General features: G+C 66.6%; 17 protein-coding genes and 8 tRNA genes. 14 read left to right on the forward strand and 11 right to left on the reverse strand.

All coding sequences use genetic code 11. The annotated features are described in order from the left end of the window. The first annotated feature begins 29 nt into the window (after positions 1–29). Positions 30–2,072: a cellulose binding domain-containing protein gene (locus tag LCN96_RS53030; RefSeq protein WP_225269968.1), complete on the forward strand. Its 2,043-nt coding sequence runs from the start codon at positions 30–32 to the stop codon at positions 2,070–2,072. Between the two features lie 49 nt (positions 2,073–2,121). Here the strand turns inward: LCN96_RS53030 and LCN96_RS53035 are convergent, their stop codons facing one another. The 9 genes from LCN96_RS53035 to LCN96_RS53075 all read right to left on the reverse strand — a co-directional run bounded on the left by LCN96_RS53035 (position 2,122) and on the right by LCN96_RS53075 (position 8,986). Continuing rightward, entirely contained in the window at positions 2,122–2,766 is a 645-nt protein-coding gene (locus LCN96_RS53035) for a response regulator (protein WP_225269969.1), read from the reverse strand. Further along, entirely contained in the window at positions 2,759–3,907 is a 1,149-nt protein-coding gene (locus tag LCN96_RS53040; RefSeq protein ID WP_225269970.1) for a sensor histidine kinase, read from the reverse strand. Before LCN96_RS53040 ends, LCN96_RS53035 begins: the two co-directional genes overlap by 8 nt. A 3-nt stretch (positions 3,908–3,910) precedes the next feature. After that, entirely contained in the window at positions 3,911–4,606 is a 696-nt protein-coding gene (locus LCN96_RS53045) for an ABC transporter permease (protein ID WP_225269971.1), read from the reverse strand. Positions 4,607–4,626: 20 nt separating this feature from the next. Then, complete coding sequence (locus LCN96_RS53050; RefSeq protein WP_225269972.1) at positions 4,627–5,517, reverse strand: ABC transporter ATP-binding protein; 891 nt, start codon at positions 5,515–5,517, stop codon at positions 4,627–4,629. A 387-nt stretch (positions 5,518–5,904) separates the two neighbouring features. Further along, positions 5,905–6,807, reverse strand: a complete 903-nt coding sequence (locus LCN96_RS53055) for a S41 family peptidase (protein WP_225269973.1) — start codon at positions 6,805–6,807, stop codon at positions 5,905–5,907. 288 nt (positions 6,808–7,095) lie between these two features. Continuing rightward, positions 7,096–7,172: transfer RNA gene (locus LCN96_RS53060), tRNA-Phe, on the reverse strand. A gap of 5 nt (positions 7,173–7,177) precedes the next feature. Continuing rightward, positions 7,178–7,252, reverse strand: a tRNA-Asp gene (locus LCN96_RS53065). 98 nt (positions 7,253–7,350) lie between these two features. Beyond that, positions 7,351–7,423: transfer RNA gene (locus LCN96_RS53070), tRNA-Glu, on the reverse strand. Further along, complete coding sequence (locus LCN96_RS53075; protein WP_225269974.1) at positions 7,424–8,986, reverse strand: metallophosphoesterase family protein; 1,563 nt, start codon at positions 8,984–8,986, stop codon at positions 7,424–7,426. A 33-nt stretch (positions 8,987–9,019) separates the two neighbouring features. Here LCN96_RS53075 and LCN96_RS53080 point away from each other — a divergent pair, with 33 nt between their 5' ends. After that, positions 9,020–9,370 (forward strand): metallopeptidase family protein, encoded by a 351-nt coding sequence (locus tag LCN96_RS53080; protein ID WP_185100311.1) that lies wholly within the window; start codon positions 9,020–9,022, stop codon positions 9,368–9,370. Positions 9,371–9,480: 110 nt separating this feature from the next. Then, on the forward strand, positions 9,481–10,761 hold the full coding sequence (locus LCN96_RS53085; protein ID WP_225269975.1) for an MFS transporter: 1,281 nt from the start codon (positions 9,481–9,483) through the stop codon (positions 10,759–10,761). Here LCN96_RS53085 and LCN96_RS53090 read toward each other — a convergent pair whose 3' ends face one another. Beyond that, positions 10,762–11,049, reverse strand: coding sequence for a PspC domain-containing protein (locus LCN96_RS53090; protein WP_225269976.1), 288 nt, complete (start codon positions 11,047–11,049; stop codon positions 10,762–10,764). A 90-nt stretch (positions 11,050–11,139) separates the two neighbouring features. Between LCN96_RS53090 and LCN96_RS53095 the strand changes: the two genes are divergently transcribed. The 3 genes from LCN96_RS53095 to LCN96_RS57605 all read left to right on the forward strand — a co-directional run bounded on the left by LCN96_RS53095 (position 11,140) and on the right by LCN96_RS57605 (position 14,769). Further along, the gene (locus LCN96_RS53095; protein ID WP_225269977.1) at positions 11,140–12,294 is read left to right on the forward strand and encodes an acyl-CoA dehydrogenase family protein; all 1,155 of its coding nucleotides are present in this window, start codon (positions 11,140–11,142) and stop codon (positions 12,292–12,294) included. A gap of 100 nt (positions 12,295–12,394) precedes the next feature. Beyond that, positions 12,395–13,960, forward strand: a complete 1,566-nt coding sequence (locus LCN96_RS53100; protein ID WP_225269978.1) for a recombinase family protein — start codon at positions 12,395–12,397, stop codon at positions 13,958–13,960. A 635-nt stretch (positions 13,961–14,595) separates the two neighbouring features. Beyond that, positions 14,596–14,769, forward strand: a complete 174-nt coding sequence (locus tag LCN96_RS57605) for an HNH endonuclease (RefSeq protein WP_225269979.1) — start codon at positions 14,596–14,598, stop codon at positions 14,767–14,769. Here the strand turns inward: LCN96_RS57605 and LCN96_RS53110 are convergent. Beyond that, positions 14,754–14,915, reverse strand: a complete 162-nt coding sequence (locus LCN96_RS53110) for a hypothetical protein (RefSeq protein ID WP_225269980.1) — start codon at positions 14,913–14,915, stop codon at positions 14,754–14,756. The two genes, LCN96_RS57605 and LCN96_RS53110, sit on opposite strands and share 16 nt — an antisense overlap. 177 nt (positions 14,916–15,092) lie before the next feature. On the opposite strand from LCN96_RS53110, the gene LCN96_RS53115 reads away from it, so the two are divergent. The 8 genes from LCN96_RS53115 (at position 15,093) to LCN96_RS53150 (ending at position 18,765) form a co-directional block, all read left to right on the forward strand. Then, the gene (locus tag LCN96_RS53115) at positions 15,093–15,530 is read left to right on the forward strand and encodes a phage terminase small subunit (RefSeq protein ID WP_225269981.1); all 438 of its coding nucleotides are present in this window, start codon (positions 15,093–15,095) and stop codon (positions 15,528–15,530) included. A gap of 414 nt (positions 15,531–15,944) precedes the next feature. Next, the gene (locus LCN96_RS53120; protein ID WP_225269982.1) at positions 15,945–16,457 is read left to right on the forward strand and encodes a hypothetical protein; all 513 of its coding nucleotides are present in this window, start codon (positions 15,945–15,947) and stop codon (positions 16,455–16,457) included. Between the two features lie 84 nt (positions 16,458–16,541). Next, positions 16,542–16,618: transfer RNA gene (locus tag LCN96_RS53125), tRNA-Met, on the forward strand. Positions 16,619–16,660: 42 nt separating this feature from the next. Continuing rightward, positions 16,661–16,735 (forward strand) — tRNA-Leu (locus LCN96_RS53130). Between the two features lie 2 nt (positions 16,736–16,737). Beyond that, positions 16,738–16,810 (forward strand) — tRNA-His (locus tag LCN96_RS53135). A 4-nt stretch (positions 16,811–16,814) separates the two neighbouring features. Continuing rightward, a tRNA-Pro gene (locus LCN96_RS53140) sits at positions 16,815–16,885 on the forward strand. A gap of 55 nt (positions 16,886–16,940) precedes the next feature. Beyond that, a tRNA-Trp gene (locus LCN96_RS53145) sits at positions 16,941–17,013 on the forward strand. Positions 17,014–17,193: 180 nt separating this feature from the next. Further along, positions 17,194–18,765 (forward strand): terminase TerL endonuclease subunit, encoded by a 1,572-nt coding sequence (locus LCN96_RS53150; protein ID WP_225269983.1) that lies wholly within the window; start codon positions 17,194–17,196, stop codon positions 18,763–18,765. Positions 18,766–18,776 lie beyond the last annotated feature (11 nt).

Consider the following 18,776-nt stretch of genomic DNA (forward strand, 5'->3'; position numbering starts at 1 on the left):
TACCCGCAAATCCAGCACGAGGTGCGCCGATGCCGAGAATCTCCCTGCGAGTCGCGTCAGCGGTCCTGCTGACGCTGACCGCCTTGAACGCCCCAGCCGCGCACGCGGACGAGACCGACGCCGTCCAGGTGACGGTCAACGCCCGCGCCGCACTGGCCACCGTCCCGGAGACGGGCCTGGGCACCAACCACGCCATCTGGGACAGCAACCTGGGCACGAACGAGACCGCGGACCTGCTCAAGGACGCGGGCATGAAGGTGCTGCGCTACCCCGGCGGCTCCTACTCCGACATCTACCACTGGGCCGACCACACGGCCCCCGGCGGTTACGTGGCGCCGAACACCGACTTCGACACGTTCATGCGGGGCGTGCGCCGTACCGGGGCGCAGCCGATGGTCACCGCGAACTACGGCACCGGCACCGCCGAGGAGGCCGCCGCCTGGGTGCGCCACGCCAACCTCACCAAGGGCTACGGCGTCAAGTACTGGGAGATCGGCAACGAGAACTACGGCAACGGCCACTACGGCGCAGCCTGGGAGGCCGACGACCACGCCGACAAGAGCCCGAACGAGTACGCCCGCCACGTCGTCGCCTACGCCGACGCGATGAAGGCCGTCGATCCCACCATCAAGATCGGCGCCGTGCTGACCACGCCCGCGAACTGGCCGGACGCGATCGTGGCCGAGGGTGACAGCGGATCGTGGAACAAGGTCGTCCTGTCCACCGCCGGATCGAAGATCGACTTCGTCATCCTGCACTGGTATCCCGGGGCCCTCGACAAGACGGGGCACGTCCCGGACATGATCCAGCTCACCCGCGAGCAGATCGCCAAGTACGCCGGGCCCGGCTCGGAGCGCATCGGCATCGCGATGACCGAGTTCAACACCGGCTCCAACAGCAACGGCACCAACACGCAGCCGGGCGCGCTGGCCGCCGCGGACGCGTACGCGACGCTGCTGGCCAACGGGGTCTTCACGGTGGACTGGTGGAACGTGCACAACGGCATCGGCACCGTCACCGAGGTCGAGGGGCACACCGACTACGGCGACTTCGGCCTGCTGTCGAGCGGCACGTGCACCTCCGACGGCAGCGTCTGCGAGCCGGCGCTGAACACCCCCTTCGCGCCGTACTACGCGCTGCAGATGACGAGCAGGTTCGCCCGGCCGGGTGACCGCTTCCTCCGCGCCGCCACCGACCAGGCCGAGGTCACCGCGCACGCGGCCCGCCGCCCGAACGGCGACCTGGCCGTCATGCTGATCAACACCTCGTCCGGCACGTCGTACCCGGTCGAGCTGGACTACTCCGGCTTCACCCCGGCCGCCGGCGCGCCCACCGTCCTGACCCACACGAACGGCGCGACCAGCATCACCACCGCGGCCACCGGCACGGCCACCACCCAGACGCTGCCGCCGCTCTCCCTGACCACCGTCATCCTCAAGCCGTCCGCCGTGCAGCCGGGCCGCCCCGGCACCCCCGGCCAGCCGGCCGTCGCCGCCGTCACGGACCAAACCGCCACGATCACCTGGCCCGCCGCCAAGCCCGGCGCCCGCCCGATCGCCAAGTACGAGGTCCACCGCCAGCACGGCGCCGTCTCCGAGCAGCTCGGCGAGACCGGCGGCACCACGCTCACGGTCCGCAACCTCAAGCCCGGCACCCGCTACACCGTCAACGTGATCGCCAGGGACGCCGGGGGCGCCACCTCCGACCCCTCCCCGCCGCTCACCTTCACCACCGGCACCCCCGCCACCAGCTCCTGCTCCGTCAAGCTGACCGTCCAGACGGACTGGGCCAGCGGTTACGTCGGCGCCATCGACATCACCAACCACGGGGCGCCGCTCAACGGCTGGACGTTGTCGTTCACCTGGCCTCGGGCGTGGCAGAGCTTCGGGAGCGGGTGGAGCGCCGTCTGGACGCAGACGGGATCGAACGTCAAGGCCGTGAACGAGCCCGCCAACCCCTCGCTCGCCACGGGCGCCACCACCACGATCGGCTATGTCGGCAACTACAGCGGGCCGAACGTGCTGCCGTCCGTCTTCACCCTCAACGGCACGGTCTGCACCACCACGCAGTGACCCTGGCTCCCGGAGCACGCGGACGACCGCCGCCGCGTGCTCCGGGCCGTCAGTCGTTCTCCAGGGTGAGCAGCCCGCGGCGGAACGCCGTGGCGACGGCGGCGGCGCGGTCGTTGACCCCGAGCTTGGTGTAGATGTGCAGCACGTGGCTCTTGACCGTGGCCTCGCTGATGAACAGGCGCGCGGCGGCCTCCCGGTTCGTCGCGCCGTCGGCGATGAGCCGGAGGATCTCCAGCTCCCGCGCGCTCAGCGGGTCGGCGGCCGGGGTGCGGACCTGGCCGAGCAGGCGGGTGGCGACCGACGGGGAGAGCACGGCCTCGCCCCGCGCCGCGGTGCGGACCGCGCGGACCAGCTCGTCCCGCCCCGTGTCCTTCAGCAGGTAGCCGGTGGCGCCCGCCTCGATGGCGGGCATGACGTCGCGGTCGGTGTCGTAGGTGGTCAGGACGAGCACGCGGGCCGGGCTGCCCAGTCTGGCGAGCTCCTTGATGGCCGCGACGCCGTCCATGCCGGGCATGCGCAGGTCCATGAGGATCACGTGGGGGTGCAGCGCTTGGGCGAGCGCGACGGCCTGGGCGCCGTCTGCGGCCTCGCCGAGCACCTCGAAGCCCGGGTCGCCGGCGAACATGCCGCGCAGGCCGTCGCGGACGATGGGGTGGTCGTCGGCGATGAGCAGCCGAATCCGCTGCTCAGCCACGGGTCACCGCCGGGAGGCTGGCCGAGATCGCGGTGCCCGCGCCGGCCTCGGACTCGATCTCCAGCGTGCCCGCCAGCCGGTCCACCCGCTTGCGCATCGCCGTCAGGCCGAACGCGGTCAGCCTGGGGTCGAAGCCGATGCCGTCGTCGCGCACGTCGAGGGTGATCACGTCCTCCATGTACGACAGGGTCAGCCCGACCCTGGAGGCGTTCGCGTGCTTGGCGGCGTTGGCCAGCGCCTCCTGCGCGGTGCGCAGCAACGTCTCCTCCACCTCTGGATGCATGGGTCGGACCGTACCAGTGACGGTGAACTCGGCTCGCGTCGCGTGCAGCTCGCTCCACTGGGCGGTGATCTCGGCGAGCGCCTCGGGCAGGGGCGCCGCGTCGAGCTGGCCGGGGCCCACCGCGTTCACCGAGCGCCGGGCCTCGGCCAGGCTCTCGCGGGCCAGCCGTACCGCGACGTCCACGTGCCGCCAGTCCTGGCCCTGCTTGGCCGCCTGGAGCTGGGTGATGATGCCGGTCAGGCCCTGGGCCAGGGTGTCGTGGATCTCGGCCGCCATGCGCTGCCGCTCGTCGAGCACGCCCGCCTCGCGGGCCTGGACGAGGAGCTGGGCGTGCAGGCCCGCGTTCTCCCGCATGGTCTGCTCCAGCTGCGTCACCATGCGCCTGCGCTCGTCGCTGCGCTCGGCCGTGACCTCACCGACGAAGCTGAACAGGCCGACCCCGGCCACGATGGCGGCGGTGAAGAGCAGGTAGGTCAGGATCGCGGACGGGGTGGGCTCCGGCAGGCCGCCGCCGTAGGCCGCGACGCTGATCGCCGCCGTGGCGCTCACGCCGGCGAAGCGCCACTTCCCCTTCAGGTACTGCCACGAGTGGAGGTATCCGATGAAGCCGAAGAAGCTCGCGAACCACGCCCCCTGCGTACAGAGCGCGCCGATCAGCACCACCAGCCCCACCACGTAGACGGCACCGCGCGGCACCAGCCACATCCACGTGGCCGCCAGCGCGGCCAGGCCGACCGTGATCCCCGGCCGGCCTCCGGTGAGCAGGCCCAGGGCCGTGGAGATCGCCAGCAGCACGTACGGCAGGGCCGCGAGCTGGCGCTCCAGCAACCGTTCCCATCGGTCGAGGCGACCGGCCATCCTTCACTCCCAGCGGAAGAGCTTGGTCGCCGCGAGGCCGATGACCAGGGTGTACACCGCCATCACGGCCAACGCCACGAGGCTGGGAGCACTCCCCGCCCAGACATTCTGAAGGCTCTCCCTGAAAGCGCCCAGAGGGGTGAATCTCCCGACGGTCGCTACGATATCCGGCAGCTGGTCCACCGGCTGCATGAGCCCGGCGAGATAGGCCATCGGGAAGTACAGCAGCACGCCGACCCCGTTGGCGGCCCGGCCGTTCGGCGCCAGCGCGGCCACCAGCGAGCCGATCGCGAACATGCTCGCCGTACCCAGCAGGAAGGCCAGCGCGCCCGAGAACACCAGGACAGGCAGCCGCGCGCCCAGCACCGTGCCCGCGACGGTCATCAACAGCCCGCAGGCGACCACCACCAGGACGAGCTGGAGCAGCAACTGCACCACCAGCAGGCTCCCCGGACGCACCGGCGTGATGGACAACCTGCGCAGGATGCCCCGCTCCCGGTAACCGGCCAGGGTGGTGGGGAGCAGGTACAGCCCCACCAGCCCCACGGCGATGGCCAGCGCCATCGGCAGCAGCACGGTGTCCCCCGGCTGGATCGAGCTGCCGAACACCACCAGGATGAACAGCGGGATGAGCAGCGAGAACAGCGCCCCCGGCTCGCGGGTGAGCAGCTTGGTCTCGACCAGGGCGAGCTTCATCATGATCGCTTCTTCTCTCTTTCTCAGAAGGACGGGCCGGTCAGGGCGGTGAACGCGTCTTCCAGCGTCCGCTTGTCGATGCGCAGGTCACTGACCAGCACGTGGTGGCGGGCCAGGTGCGCCGTGACCGCCGTCGCGAAGTCCCCCCTGCCGGTGACGACCACCCGGTCCCCCGACCTGGACACCCCGATCACCCCAGGCACCTCCGTCAGGTCGAGGAGGTGCTCCCCCTTCAGCGTGAACCGCATCCGGTGCTCGCCACCGGCCAGCCCCGCCGGCGTGTCCACCGCCACGACCTTGCCCCGGCTGAGCACCGCGACCCGGTCGCACAGCTCCTCCACCTCGTCCATGAAGTGACTGACCAGCACCACCGTCACCCCGCTCGCCCTGATGCGCTTGATCAGCTCCCAGGTCGTCCGCCTGGCCTGCGGGTCCAGCCCGGTGGTCAGCTCGTCCAGGAACGCCACCCGCGGGTTGCCCACGAGCGCCAGCGCGATGAACAGCCGCTGCTTCTGACCCCCCGACAACTTCCCGAACCTGGTGTTCCGCTTGTCGGCCAGCCCCCACTCCTCCAGCAGCTCCCGCCAGTCACGCGGCTCGGCGTAGAACGAGGCGTACAGGTCCAGCGCCTCCCACACCTTCAGGTTCTCGGGCAGCTGGGTCTGCTGCAGCTGCACCCCGATCTGCTCGTGCAGCCTGCGCGCGTCCTTGACGGGGTCGAGACCGAGCACCCTGATCGTGCCGCTGTCGGCCTGCCGCAGCCCCTCCACGCACTCCACCATGGTGGTCTTGCCGGTGCCGTTGGGACCGAGGATGCCGAAGATCTCGCCCTCCTCCACGGAGAACGACACCCCGTCCAGGATCTGCTGGTTTCCGTACGCCTTGCGTAGGTCCGTGACCTCGATGACTGCCATGGCTCAAGCTTCCTGCGCCGGCCTTTTCGGCGAATCGACCTGGCGGCCATCATGCGGTGGGCAGGATGCTGATCCGGAAATCCACCGAATGGTGGATGGACGAGGGAGCCTGAGGTCGGCTTGCGCCGAGTTCACATGTGACCGATCGGCGCGGACGTGCCTGCGTTGTCGCGGAACATGCCGGATCCGCAGCAAGCGGACGACACCGTGTTGGAACTGTCGAACCGATGACGTCGCTCCCAGCGAACGCCAGAACGCCCCGAACGATGGCTGGTCGCTCAGGTTGTCACGCACTCTGTCACTCAGGAGCCGTAAGACGAGAGAGGGTGCTTCGCATGAAAGGCGCGTACGACGGTCGGTACCACATGGTCGATGAGGTGGGCCGCGTCAGTCTGCCAGTCGGGCGAGGGCCAGCGCGTGTGCCCGGTCGAGGGATTGCGCGGCAGGGCAAGGGACGTCCGGCTGCACACCGGTGCCCTCCCAGTTGGTGCCGGAGACGGGGTTGACGGCGCGGCCGGTGGGGACGGTGACCTCCAGATGAGGGTGCACGGTCCAGCCCTTGCACGGGTGCGCGCCGCCACGGGTCGGCTCGCCGACGACGACGGCGCGGCCGAGCTGCTGCAGGTCGTATGCCAGTTCCTCAGCGGCGGAGAAGGTGTCGCCACTGACCGACACGTACAACGGTTTGCTGCCGCCGAAACGCGCGCCGGGAACGTGCGGCAGGCTCCAGGACTGCTCGCTGCGCTCGCCACCGCGCCAGTGCATGGTGTTGAGGTGGGTGCGCTCGTCCAGAAGGTAGCTGCAGACGAAGGCGACGGCGTCCGGGTCGCCGCCCCGGTTGTTGCGAAGGTCCACGATCAGCGCCTGGGCGCGTGAGGCCAGGGTGAGCGCGGCGCTCAGCGGTTCGGCGGCCCAGTCCAGCGGAAACAGCATCGGCGCCAGCTCCAGCACGGTGACTCCGCCGTCGAGCAGCTCCACCCGGGGCGCACCGCCCAGCGAGGTGTCGAAGTCCCGGCGGATGGACTCCAGGGTTGCCGCGCCCTCCTCGGAGGACACCGGGTCGGCGTGGTGCTTCAGTCTCAGGTGTTTGTCGTTGTTGACGGACTGCAGGTCCGCGGTGACCAGCCGGGAGAGCTCCTCGGCACTGCCAACGTCATATGCGCCCTCGGCGAGGCGTTGGCGCAGCAGGTCCGCGAGCTGCTTGGCGATCTCAGGGAAGACATAATGCTCGGTCAGCAGCCGGGCCGTCTCGTCAATGACAGGGGTGGGCTGAAGGTCTGTCGGAGTCATGGCAGGGAGTAGAGCACTGCCCTGACGAAGACGTCAAAAGACGTTCACCGGCTTTGTGGCGAGGGCCGCCGGGGTGGGGCCGGGATTGCCCCCGGAGCTGTGTGACGGTCCTCAAGGCACTGCTGGCTGAGCAGGCAGGTGATGAGCGTTCAGAGCGCCCGAGCGAGCGCGACCGTGATGGACGAGATCTTCCCGCTCACTCCGGCACCGGAGTCACTCAGACAGATACGCAGAAACACGAACGCCCCGTCCACATGATCGTGGAGGGGCGTTTCCGCTGTTCAATGCTGGTGGTCAGGGGCAGGGTCGAACTGCCGACCTTCCGCTTTTCAGGCGGACGCTCGTACCAACTGAGCTACCTGACCCAGAGCGGTCCTGACGGGACTTGAACCCGCGACCTCCACCTTGACAGGGTGGCGAGCACTCCAAACTGCTCTACAGGACCTTGCGTCTTGCGTTTCGTTCTGTTTGCGCTCGCTTAGCTTACCAGCTCTTCGGTGGTCTTCGACCAGCCGTTTTTGCGGGTGCGCTAGGCGCTCGCGGTGCCCCCAACGGGATTCGAACCCGTGCCGCCGCCTTGAAAGGGCGGTGTCCTAGGCCGCTAGACGATGGGGGCTTAGGTTTCCCTGTCGCCTTCCGTCGGGGACCTCTGAAGCATAGGGGACGATTGCCCTTGATGCCAAAGTGGCGGACCGGCGGCCGGCGAAGCGGGGGTGCCAGTGACCGATCCCGTTGGCGACGGGGCGTTCGTTGGCTCCGGGGAAATCATACGTTGTGGGTCGGGCTCCACGTGACGCTGGATGTAGACCGACTGCTCTCCCAGGCCACCCAGGGTGATGTCGTCCCATGCCTGCAGGCGCCTGGTCTCCCTGTCGAAGTACAGGACCGAGGCCTGGACCGGGGTGGGTGCGGCGTGTTCGAGGGCGCGCAGGCCCGCGCCGCCCGTCGAGCCCTGGATGAGCATGCGGGTGCCCGTCGGGAAGACGGTGGTGCGGCGTTCGTGGGTGTGACCGGCCAGGATCATGGGGGCGGCGCCGGAGAAGCCGTTGCCGACCTCGCCGTCGTGCACCGCGATCAGGTCCGCCTTGCCGACCTTGGCCCGGTGGGCGCGGCCGTACTCGGCCAGGGCCGCCGGGTCGGAGTCGACGCTGACGGACTTGTCCGGGGTGAAGCGGGGATCGCCGAGGCCGTAGATGGTCAGGCCGGCGACCTGCTGCGCGGTGTCGTCCAGGACGATGGCGTTCTTCTGCTTCTCGACGGCCTTCTGGGTGGTCATCGAGTCGTGGTTGCCGCGGACGAAGACGTACGGGACCTGGAGCGTGCGGATCTCGTCGACGAACTTGTTCTCCGCCTTGGTGCCGTGGTCGGAGATGTCACCGGTGTCGATGACCAGGTCCACGGCGAACTGGTCCTTGAGCGAGCGGATGACGTTCCAGGCGATGGGGTTGAGGTGGATGTCGGAGATGTGCAGGACACGGATGGTCTTGGGGTCGGCGTCGTAGAGCGGCAGGGTCGAGACCGTGTCGTACAGCTTCGAGACGTTCGTCACGAGCTTGGTGAGCTGGGAGCGGTACGACTCGAAGCGCGTCACGATCGACTCCGCGCTGCCCACGAGCGACGGCGCGGCGGCGACCAGGCCCGAGTAGCGCGGCTCCACCAGCGAGCTGGGGCGGAACGTGACGGCCGCCAGGGCTCCGGTGGCGGCGAGGGCCACAGAAGCCGCCAGAAGGCCCATCAGCGCCGTTCTCGGGCGCCGGAAGACCATGAGGACGGCGATGAGCGCTCCCGCGCCCGCACAGAGCAGCGAGCGGATGACGAGGGCCCGCACGCCGTCCAGGAGATCCTGCTCGATCACGTCGGGCAGGCGGTCGGCGATGCGCGGGTCCTCCAGAAGCGACTTGGCGCGTTCCTGGTCGATGTTCTCCAGGGTGATGCGCAGCCTGAGCGGGGCGCTGTGGGTCTGGAAGGTCAGGGTGCCGAGGGGGCTGGCGTCCACGACCGTCTCGCCGTCCCAGGCCGGTCGGAGTGACATTCCCGTTTCCACGGGGCCGATCTGGGCGCGTACGGTGCCGCTGAGGAAGATGCCGAGCCAGGCGCCCACGGCGGCCACCAGGAGCACCGCCGCGATCCGCGCGCCGCGCGATCGGAGGACTGCCTTTGACCTGTGCACGAACTTCATACGGTTTCTTGCTTACCTGTCGGTCGGGGCAGAATGGCAGGTGTGATCGAGGTATCGCGGGAGAAGTTCGAGGAACTCGTGGCCGAGGCATTGGACACGATTCCGCCGGACCTCACGCGTGCCATGAGTAATGTCGTCGTCACGGTCGTCGATGATCCGCCGGAGCCCCACCTGCTCGGCCTGTACACCGGTGTCCCCCTCACCGAACGCGGCGACTGGTACTCAGCAGTTCTGCCCGACCGGATCGAGATCTACCGCAATCCCATATGTGAAATTTGCGATACCGAGGAAGACGTGATCGACGAGGTCCGCATCACGGTCGTCCATGAAGTCGGCCATCACTTCGGCATCGACGACGCCCGCCTTCACGAATTGGGCTGGTAACCCTTTGCTTTTGGTTGGCTGCTTTCGGTTGCGGTCACCCCTGGCCGTCGGGCACCTTAGGTCACATAGCGAGCACCCTTAGTCAGGCACAGCGGAGTCCAGTGGGGGCCATGCGGGCGCGACGGCCGCCGGGACGGCATCGCCGTGCCGGAGACGCACGACAAGTCACATATCGGGAAGTCATCGCCGTCAAGGAGTTCCGGGCACTCTGGTACGGCCAGGGCCTGTCCCTCCTCGGCGATCAGCTCGCCCAGGTGGCGCTCGCCGTCCTCGTCTACGACCGCACGGGCTCGCCGCTGGCCACGGCAGGGGTGTACGCGCTGACGTACCTGCCCTCCATCCTCGGCGGGCCGCTGCTGGCCGGGCTGGCCGACCGGTTCGCGCGCCGGGGCGTCATGCTGGCCTGCGACCTGCTGCGGGCGGCGCTGGTGGGCGTGATGGCGGTGCCTGGCGTGCCGTTCTGGGCGCTGTGCGTGCTGGTGTTCCTGGTCGTGCTGCTCAGCGCGCCGTTCTCGGCCGCGCGGGCGGCGCTGCTGCCCGAGGTGCTGGACGGCGACGCGTACGTCATCGGCTCGGCGTTGCAGAACATGACCAACCAGGCTGTCCAGATGCTCGGTTTCGCCACGGGCGGAGCCCTGATCGCCACCATGGGCCCGTACCGCGCGCTCGCCCTCGACGCGGCCACGTTCCTGGGCTCGGCGCTGATCCTGGTCTCGGGCGTACGCCGGCGGCCCGCGTCAGGCGGCGCGTCGAAGCCGTCCATGTGGTCGATGACCACCAGCGGCGCCCGGCTCGTGTTCGGCTCGCCGAAGCTGCGTACGCTGGTGCTGTTCGCGTGGTTGTGCGGGTTCTACATCCTGCCCGAGGGCATCGCGGCCCCGTACGCGGCCAGGCTCGCCGACGGCACGCTGCCCGTGCCCGTGATCACCGGGCTGCTGATGGCGGCCATGCCCGCCGGGACAGTCGTGGGGGCGTTCCTGTTCAGCAGGTTCGTCTCGCCGCAGCGGCGGCTGCGGCTCATGGGCTGGATGGCCATGCTGAGCTGCGCGCCGCTGATCGTCACCGCGGTGCGCCCACCGCTGGCCGTGGTGCTGGCGGCCTGGGTGTTGTCGGGGATCGGCGGGGCCTACCAGCTCGCGGCGAACGCCGCCTTCGTCCAGCACGTACCGGCCGAACGTCGCGCGCAGGCGTTCGGCCTCGTGCAGTCGGGGCTGATGGCCGTGCAGGGCATCGGCATCCTGGTGGGCGGGTTCGCGGCGGAGAGACTCGGCCCTGAGCCGGTGGTCGCGCTGGCGGGCATCGCCGGGGTGATCAGCGCGGCCGTGCTGGCCATGATCTGGACCGAGTCCCGCGACAAGACCGCCCGGGTGCCCGCCGAGGCCACCGCCTGATCACTGCTGCGGCTTCTGCTCGCCGCTCCAGTCGGTCGGGGTGGCCTTGTTCTGCTGCTTGTTGATGATGTCCTGGACGATCGAGGTCTCGTGCTCCTCGTCCGGCATGAGAAGCCAGCCGATCGCGTACAGCGCGACTCCGGCCCCGCCGAACAGCGTCGCGATCGCCAGCGCGATCCTGACCAGGTTGGCGTCGATCCCCACGAACTCGCCGACGCCCGAGCAGACACCCGCGATGATCCGGCCCTTGTGAGTCCGACGCAGCTTCTTGACGTTGTATTCGCTCATGCCTCAAGACTGCCCGGCGGCCCGGTGTTCGCACATCAGGATTGCCCCTGGTAGAACCCTGGTAGTCCCCCTTGCACGAGAGGACCCGCCATGGACGACCTGCTGCGCCTGGACGACAAGCTCAACCCTGACCAGCGGCTCATCCGCGACACGGTCAGGTCGTTCGTCGCCGACCGCGTGCTCCCCCACGTAGGGGACTGGTTCGAGGAGGCCGCCTTCCCCGCCCGCGAGCTCGCGCCCGCGCTCGGCTCGCTCGGCCTGCTGGGGATGCACCTCACAGGGTACGGCTGCGCGGGCACGGACGCGGTGTCGTACGGGGTGGCCTGCCGCGAGCTGGAGGCCGGCGACTCCGGCCTGCGCTCCTTCGTGTCCGTGCAGGGCTCGCTGGCCATGTTCCCCATCTGGAAGTACGGCTCTGACGAGCAGAAGGAGGAATGGCTGCCCCGGATGGCCGCCGGCGAGGCCATCGGCTGCTTCGGCCTGACCGAGCCCGACCACGGCTCCGACCCCGCGGGCATGCGGACGTACGCCAAGAAGGACGGCTCCGACTGGATACTGAACGGCTCCAAGATGTGGATCACGAACGGCTCCGTCGCGGACGTGGCCGTCGTGTGGGCGCAGACCGACGACGGCGTCCGCGGCTTCGTCGTCCCCACCTCCACCCCCGGCTTCTCCGCCCCTGAGATCCACAAGAAGCTGTCCCTGAGAGCCTCCGTGACGTCCTCCCTGTACTTCGACGACGTCCGCCTGCCCGCCTCCGCCGCCCTCCCCGGCGTCACCGGCCTGCGCGGCCCCCTGTCCTGCCTGTCCGAAGCCCGCTACGGCATCGTCTGGGGCGTCGTCGGCGCCGCCCGCGCCTGCCTGGAGGCGGCCGTCGAGTACGCCAAGACCCGCGTCCAGTTCTCCAAGCCGATCGGCTCCTTCCAGCTCACCCAGGAGAAGCTCGCCTGGATGTACGTCGGCACGGCCCAGGCCGGCCTCACGGCCCTGCACCTCGGCGAGCTGAAGGACGCGGGGCGGCTGGAGCCCCGGCAGATCAGCTTCGGCAAGCTCGCCAACGTCCGCGCCGCCCTCGACATCGCCCGGCAGGCCCGCAGCATCCTGGGCGGGAACGGGATCACGCTGGAGTACCCTGTGATCAGGCACATGAACAACCTGGAGAGTGTCCTGACGTATGAGGGCACGCAGGAAGTACATTTGCTCACCCTGGGCAAGGCCCTGACCGGCCTCGATGCCTTCCGCTGACCGGCGATAACCGCCTCCTCTTCACGGCTGGAAGCCCGTACCACTGGCAGTTTTGCAACTTGGTAGGTACGGTTCGGCAGCAAGATCACGGAGAGGACGCATGCCGCCAGCCACCAAACCCAAGATCGTCAGGGTCGTCGCCGCCATCCGCCAGTCGCGCACCCACGATCAGACCATCTCGCCCGACCTCCAGCGATCGATCATCGAGAACTGGATCTCTGCGAAGAACCAATCAAGCACCGACGGAACCAGATGGGTGATCGTCGGATGGGCCGTCGATCTCGACGTCTCCGCAGGCACCACCAACCCATGGGAGCGCCCCGAGCTGGGGCCGTGGCTTACCGACCAAGGCGCAGACCAGTGGGACATGCTCGTCTCCTGGAAGCTTGACCGGCTGTGCCGCTCGGCCCTGGATTTCGCGCTGCTCGTGAAGTGGCTCGGAGAGCGCGGCAAGACCCTTGCCTGCACGAATGACCCCATCGACTTGGACACGCCTATCGGCCGCGCCGTAGCGGCGATCATGGCCATCCTGGCCGAACTGGAGCTGGAGACCATCAGGGCGCGCTCCAAGGAGAACCAGCGCTCGCTCAGAGCAAATGGGAGGTGGGGTGGCGGCCGGATCCCCTTCGGCCGGATGCTCGACACCAGCGACGGCACCAAGAAGCTCGTCATTGATCCCGAGATGTACCCGGTCTTCCTGGAAATCGTTGCGGCGGTCCACGAAGGGCGGTCCATCACGTCGATTGCGATCGAGCTGAACGAACGCAACTTTCCCACCGCAGTTGACCGGCAAAGACAGCTCAAGGGCCTGCCGACCGAAGGCCAGCTTTGGAGTTCCGCCAACCTGTGGCGGATGCTCAAGAACAGGCATTTGATTGGGCAAAAGGAATACAAGGGCAGCGTCATCAGAGATGACAACGGCGAACCCATCATCTTCTTTGAACCGCTGCTTCGGATGTCCGAATGGACGAGGCTTCAAACCGAGCTGGACAGGCGTTCGATCAACACCACTGAAGAGTCACGCCGCAACACGATGCTTCTCCGGAAGGTTGGGTCTTGTGGTGTTTGCGGCGGAAATGTGCACCAGAACTTCACAGTAAAGAACGGCAAGAAGTACGAGCTACGGTACCGGTGCGCGTCACACACGCAGCAGTACAACGGCACGATCGCCCGGCGCTGCGCCAACGGCCGCATCAAAGCCGCCGAACTTGAAGGCGCTCTCATCGAGGCCATCATGACGAGGTTCGGCGACAAACCATGGCAGGAGAAGGTGTTCGTCGCCGGAGAAGACCACACCGAAGAACTGTCGCAGGTTGAAGACGCCATCAGCAGCGTTCGCAAGGAAAAGGACCTCGGCCTCTACGAGGGAGACGAAGACGCCTACATGGAGCGACTCGCAGCGCTCGTAGCGCGCAGGAAGACTCTGCTGGCTCAACCGACCAGGCCGAGCGGGTACACCTACCAGCCGACCGGCGTAACCGTGGCTGAGCACTGGGCCGCCTTGGACACGGAAGCCAGGAACCGCCTGCTAATCCAGTGGGGCGTGAGGATCTCCTACGACGTCACTGGAGGCCTGCCGGACATCAAGATCGACCTGGGAGACCTGGAACGGCTGGAACAGCTCACGCAAGGCCTGGGCGATCTGACGCTCGCATCGGCCTTGTAGACTTGAGGCGAACCGCTTCGGGGGGTGCCCTGGAGCGGTGGCCCCCCGGTGACTCTGCTCCGGGGGGCCATTTTCGTTCCGGCCAACCACACGAGATCATCGTTACAAAGCCGTGACATTCGAGGGCTGTTTCGGGCCACCACTTCCCCCTCTATATATAAGTGAGAAGAGCCTCCAAAGAGGCTCTACCAGTCACTACTTATCTCTTTAAGAGCCAGCCCCCAAAGGCTGGCTCTACTCATTAGTAGTCACTATTAGATACCCAGCTATCGAATTAGATCAACGAAGTATCTGGGCCGGTGTCGACCGGCCGTCACAACATCCAGAGATCTTCAGCCGTAGCTGCTATATCAAAACTCCACGGGAAGCCAGATCACACACGGCAAGGCCGTCTTCCGAGTGTCTTGGGATCTGGCCAGCGGTACGAAACGGTGGGGAACGTACCGCCCTCTCATTTGGGAGGTAACAAACTGCGCTTCGCGCGAAGCGTGTGCAGCCGCCCAGGCTGCCTCAAACCTGCAACGCGCCGAGGGCGTTGCGACGAAGACCAGCTCAAGGACACTAGGCCGTCCTGGGTTCGTACCTCGGCAAGGAACCGCTCCAGACCGGGCAACTGGCGAACGCTCCGCCGCGCCGTGCTGATCCGCGACGACAGCCGGTGCTACCGCTGCGGTCGCGAGGGAGCGACCGAGGTGGACCACGTCGTTTCCATCGCCAGGGGTGGCACACACGAGCTGTCGAATCTTCGGGCCGTCTGTTCGGTGTGCCACGCCCGGAAAAGCCGTCAGGAGTACTACCAGGACCGGTAGTACTCCCTAACCTCCGCGATCACGTCCGCAGCCTGCCGCCAGGCCGCAGCCTTCTCAAGGAAGAAAGTCCCCTGATGGGACTCCAGTTCCTTTACGCCATCCATCATCATGCCGATGACGGCTTCGTAGTGATCTTCGTTGTCCACAGGGACACGGTAGCCCCTTGGCCCGACAGCACCTTTTGTTCACCAACGGGCGAAACGCCCGTTTGGAGCGTTCGCAATGCGAACGCGCAGGTCACAGCCTTTTCCGCAGGCCACGGCGGTCCTATACAACCGCCTATCCAATGATCTTGTTACACAACTGATATCGGGGGTGATCCCGTGGCAGGCAGAGGCCCCAGGCCCAAGGACAACCCCCGGAGGACGAACAAGCATCCCTCCGTAGAACTCACCGGCTCCCCGGTCGACCAGGCGCCCGAGCTGTACCAGGAAGACCGCTACAGCGAAGCGACGCGACGCTGGTGGCGCACCTGGGCAAGCGCCCCGCAGTCCGAGGCATTTATGCCGACCGACTGGGAGAGGCTCCAGCAGCTAGCCCCCTTGGTTGAGCAGTACTGGCAAGAGCCCAAGCCCGCCATCTTGGCCGAGATCCGGCTCAACGAGGAAAGGCTTGGCGCGACGATCAGGGACCGTCAGTCCCTTCGCATGTCGGTCGGCCCGAAGAAGCCGCCCGACCCGAGCGAGCTTCCACCCGAGGTGGCCGACATCCAGAAGTACCGCGATGCCTACAAGCGAGGAGACGACGACTCAGTTGCTTAGTCCGCTGAAGCGGTGGACGGCCGTGTTCCTCGCCAGTCTGGTTCTTGTCGCCGTGCCCGCCCCTGCCGCGCTGACTCACTCACGAGTAGAGGCCGGCGCGCTCGCCTACTGCACTCTCACCGCGGCTGCTCCGACAAGGAAGGCTGGCAGGGTGCTCGCACAGGCCTCGCTGAAGTGCGACACACACGTAGATGTCAGAGTCCGCGCCCAACTCAGGCGTGGGTCGAAGCAGGCCGCCGTAGTCGACCAGTCGTGTCTGAACGCAGTCACGTGCTCAGCCCTTAAGACAGTGAAGGACCCTGCCGGCAATCAGCACTGGTGTACCCGTGCTGAGGCCTACCAGGGCAGGCGCTTCGTCGGCCAGCGCACGCGCTGTGAGTCCTCGACCTGGTAACCAAACACATAAGGAGACATATGACTGTTTTGCAGAGCGGCCACATCACCCCCATACAGACTGTCCCCCTCTGGGCCCTGAACGCCAGCATCTCCGCTGAGTCGCTCCCCAAGCTGTGGGCGGTACGACTGACGGTTCCGGCAGGCGCGCAGATCGACAGCGTCTCGCTCCACTGCAACAAGAACACGGGGGCCGCTGGCTCCCTACAGGCCGCGCTCTACGAGCATCAGGGCAACAACACGTTGCCATTCGCCTGGACCAACTCCCTGGACTTCTCATCCGTCAGCAATGACGTTGCCACCATGTGGTTCCACAACAGCGTCACCGCCCGAGACACCGACTGGCCGGTGTGGCTGGTTCTGAAGTTCACCGGCGTTACTTCCGTCACTGTCCCTTGCACGAAGGCCTTCGCCAGCCTGCGGACGGGCGACTCGTACACCCACAGCACCCTTGATGAGTTCCCGATCACGCTGTTCTCGACGCCAGGTCTGGCTCCCGACGGCCGGTATCCGCTGGTCTGGCTTCAGAGCTGAGAGAGCTAAACGGGGGAACCCAGTTCAGTCTGATCAACTGTTCCGGCTTCTTAAACGTCACCCTGGTGCGCCCCGTGAACACATAGCGGAGTAGAGGAGTTAGGTCGTCCTCGCGGGTTTCATAGGCCCTGAGATCGTGGGTTCAAATCCCACCTCCGCCACTCGTAGCCGCGCTTGAAGGTTCGCCCTTCCCCCGGCTCAAAGCCGACCTGGCCCAACAGGTAGAGGCCCCGCACTCAAAATGCGGCGTAGTCCCGGTTCAAATCCGGGGGTCGGTACGGTGACCGTAGCTCAACTGGCAGAGCACCGGCTTGTGGTGCCGGACGTTGGAGGTTCGAATCCTCTCGGTCACACTCAGTGGAATTAGTGAAGTGGCATCATGCCTGCTTTGGGAGCAGGTGGCAGGGGTTCGATTCCTCTATTCCGCACTGCGTTGACTTGGAGTGACATCCTGCGGGACCACGCTAACCCAAGCGACGCGATATGACCCTAGCTCAATTGGTAGAGCCCCTGACTCCAAATCAGGGAGGTCCAGGTTCGAGCCCTGGGGGTTGTGCTGGTTGCCGTCACCGGCCTGACTAGCTGGCTGGCGATGACCTAGGGGCGCGGTGTAGGCGCGCACTCTCGACCTTAGTAGGCGGTTAGTCCCCGTCCGAAACGGGAGGGCGGAGAAGGTTCAATTCCTTCCGTCCCGCATTGCCAACTGAATCAAGCATGTCCTGGAGGGCCGATTCACATGGCCCAAACGGGCAACATTCCTGCGCGTCTACCAGACCCAGACAGAGGCGAATACACCCTCGCTTGGAGCATCCTGGCATGGGCCGAGAAGTACATCAGGCAGCCTGATGGCCCAGACGCGGGCACTCCGTGGAAGTTCACGCCCGAGCAGGTTCACTTTCTCGTCTGGTATTACGCCGTTGACGAAAACGGCAAGTGGCTCTATCGATCCGCGTCACTCAGGCGCTCAAAAGGCTGGGGAAAGTCGCCAGTCCTGGCCGCCCTCTCTCTCATTGAGTTCATCGGGCCGTGCAGATTCTCCCACTGGGTAGATATGCCGGATGGCTCAAAGGAGCCTGTTGGCCGCGCAATCGCAGCCCCGTGGGTTCAGGTGGCGGCCACAGCCATCCATCAGACGGCTAACACCCTGGAAATGATCAGGGGCATGCTCGTCGCCTCTCCGGCGATCGAGGATTACTCCATCGATGTCGGCAAGACCATCATCCAGTTCTCCGATGGTCGGCCAGGCAAGATCGAACCGGTCACCTCGAACTCGGAGACGCTCGAGGGCGGCCGTCCTACCTTCGCAGTCCTGGACGAGACGCACCTGTGGCATGAGACCAACGGCGGCCACAAGGTGTTCCGGGTTATCGGCCGAAACCTTGGCAAGAACCCTGGCGGCCTGGCTCGTTTCGTCGAGTCGACGAACGCCTACAACCCCACACAGGACAGCGTGGCTCAGCGTACGCATGAGGCCGTTCTCGCGGGATCCAGAGGCATTCTGTACGACTGCTTGGAAGCATCCCCCAACGTTGATCTAGGTAACGTAGAGGCGCTCCGTGAAGCTCTCATTGAGGCATACGGCGATTCCGTCTGGGTGGACCTGGATCGTGTCATTGACGAAATCCAGGACCCTCGCACGCCTGCCTCAGATGCGTTCCGCTTCTATCTGAATCAGATCGCAGCTACGGCGGACACCTGGATTGAGAAGTGGGCGTGGGACGCCTGCCGGCGGGACGATGACCCGCTCAGTCCGAAAGACCAGATTGCCCTAGGGTTCGACGGCTCCAAGTCGTATGACGGAACCGCCCTCGTCGCTTCGCGCTTGCGGGACGGCCACCTTTTCCTTCTCGGGCTCTGGGAGCCAGACGGATCTCCGGACTGGGAGGTTGACGTCCTGGCTGTGGATGCCCGGGTAGCCGAGGTCTTCCGGACTTATCGCGTCGCGTGGATGTATGCCGATCCTTCCTTCTGGCGCTCCGAAGTCGGCCACTGGGCTGTTGAGTTCGGTGACGACATCGTCTTCGAATACTCCCCCAATCGGGAGACGAAGATGTCGGAAGCTGTTGAACGCTTCCACACAGACGTGATGCGTCAGGCCGTTTCCCACGACGGGAACCGTGACCTAGCCAGGCACATCGCGAACGCGCGAACGCGCGAGACGCGACAAGGCTACGTCATCCAGAAGGAATCCAAACGCAGCCGCAAGAAGATTGACGCCGCCGTGGCTTCGATCCTCGCGCACGAGGCGAGGGCGGACGCCATCGCTGACGGACGCCTGAAGCGGCGCAAGAAAATACGTGTTCTCTAGAAGGGGGTAGC

Source organism: Nonomuraea gerenzanensis, from assembly GCF_020215645.1.
Lineage (GTDB): Bacteria > Actinomycetota > Actinomycetes > Streptosporangiales > Streptosporangiaceae > Nonomuraea > Nonomuraea gerenzanensis.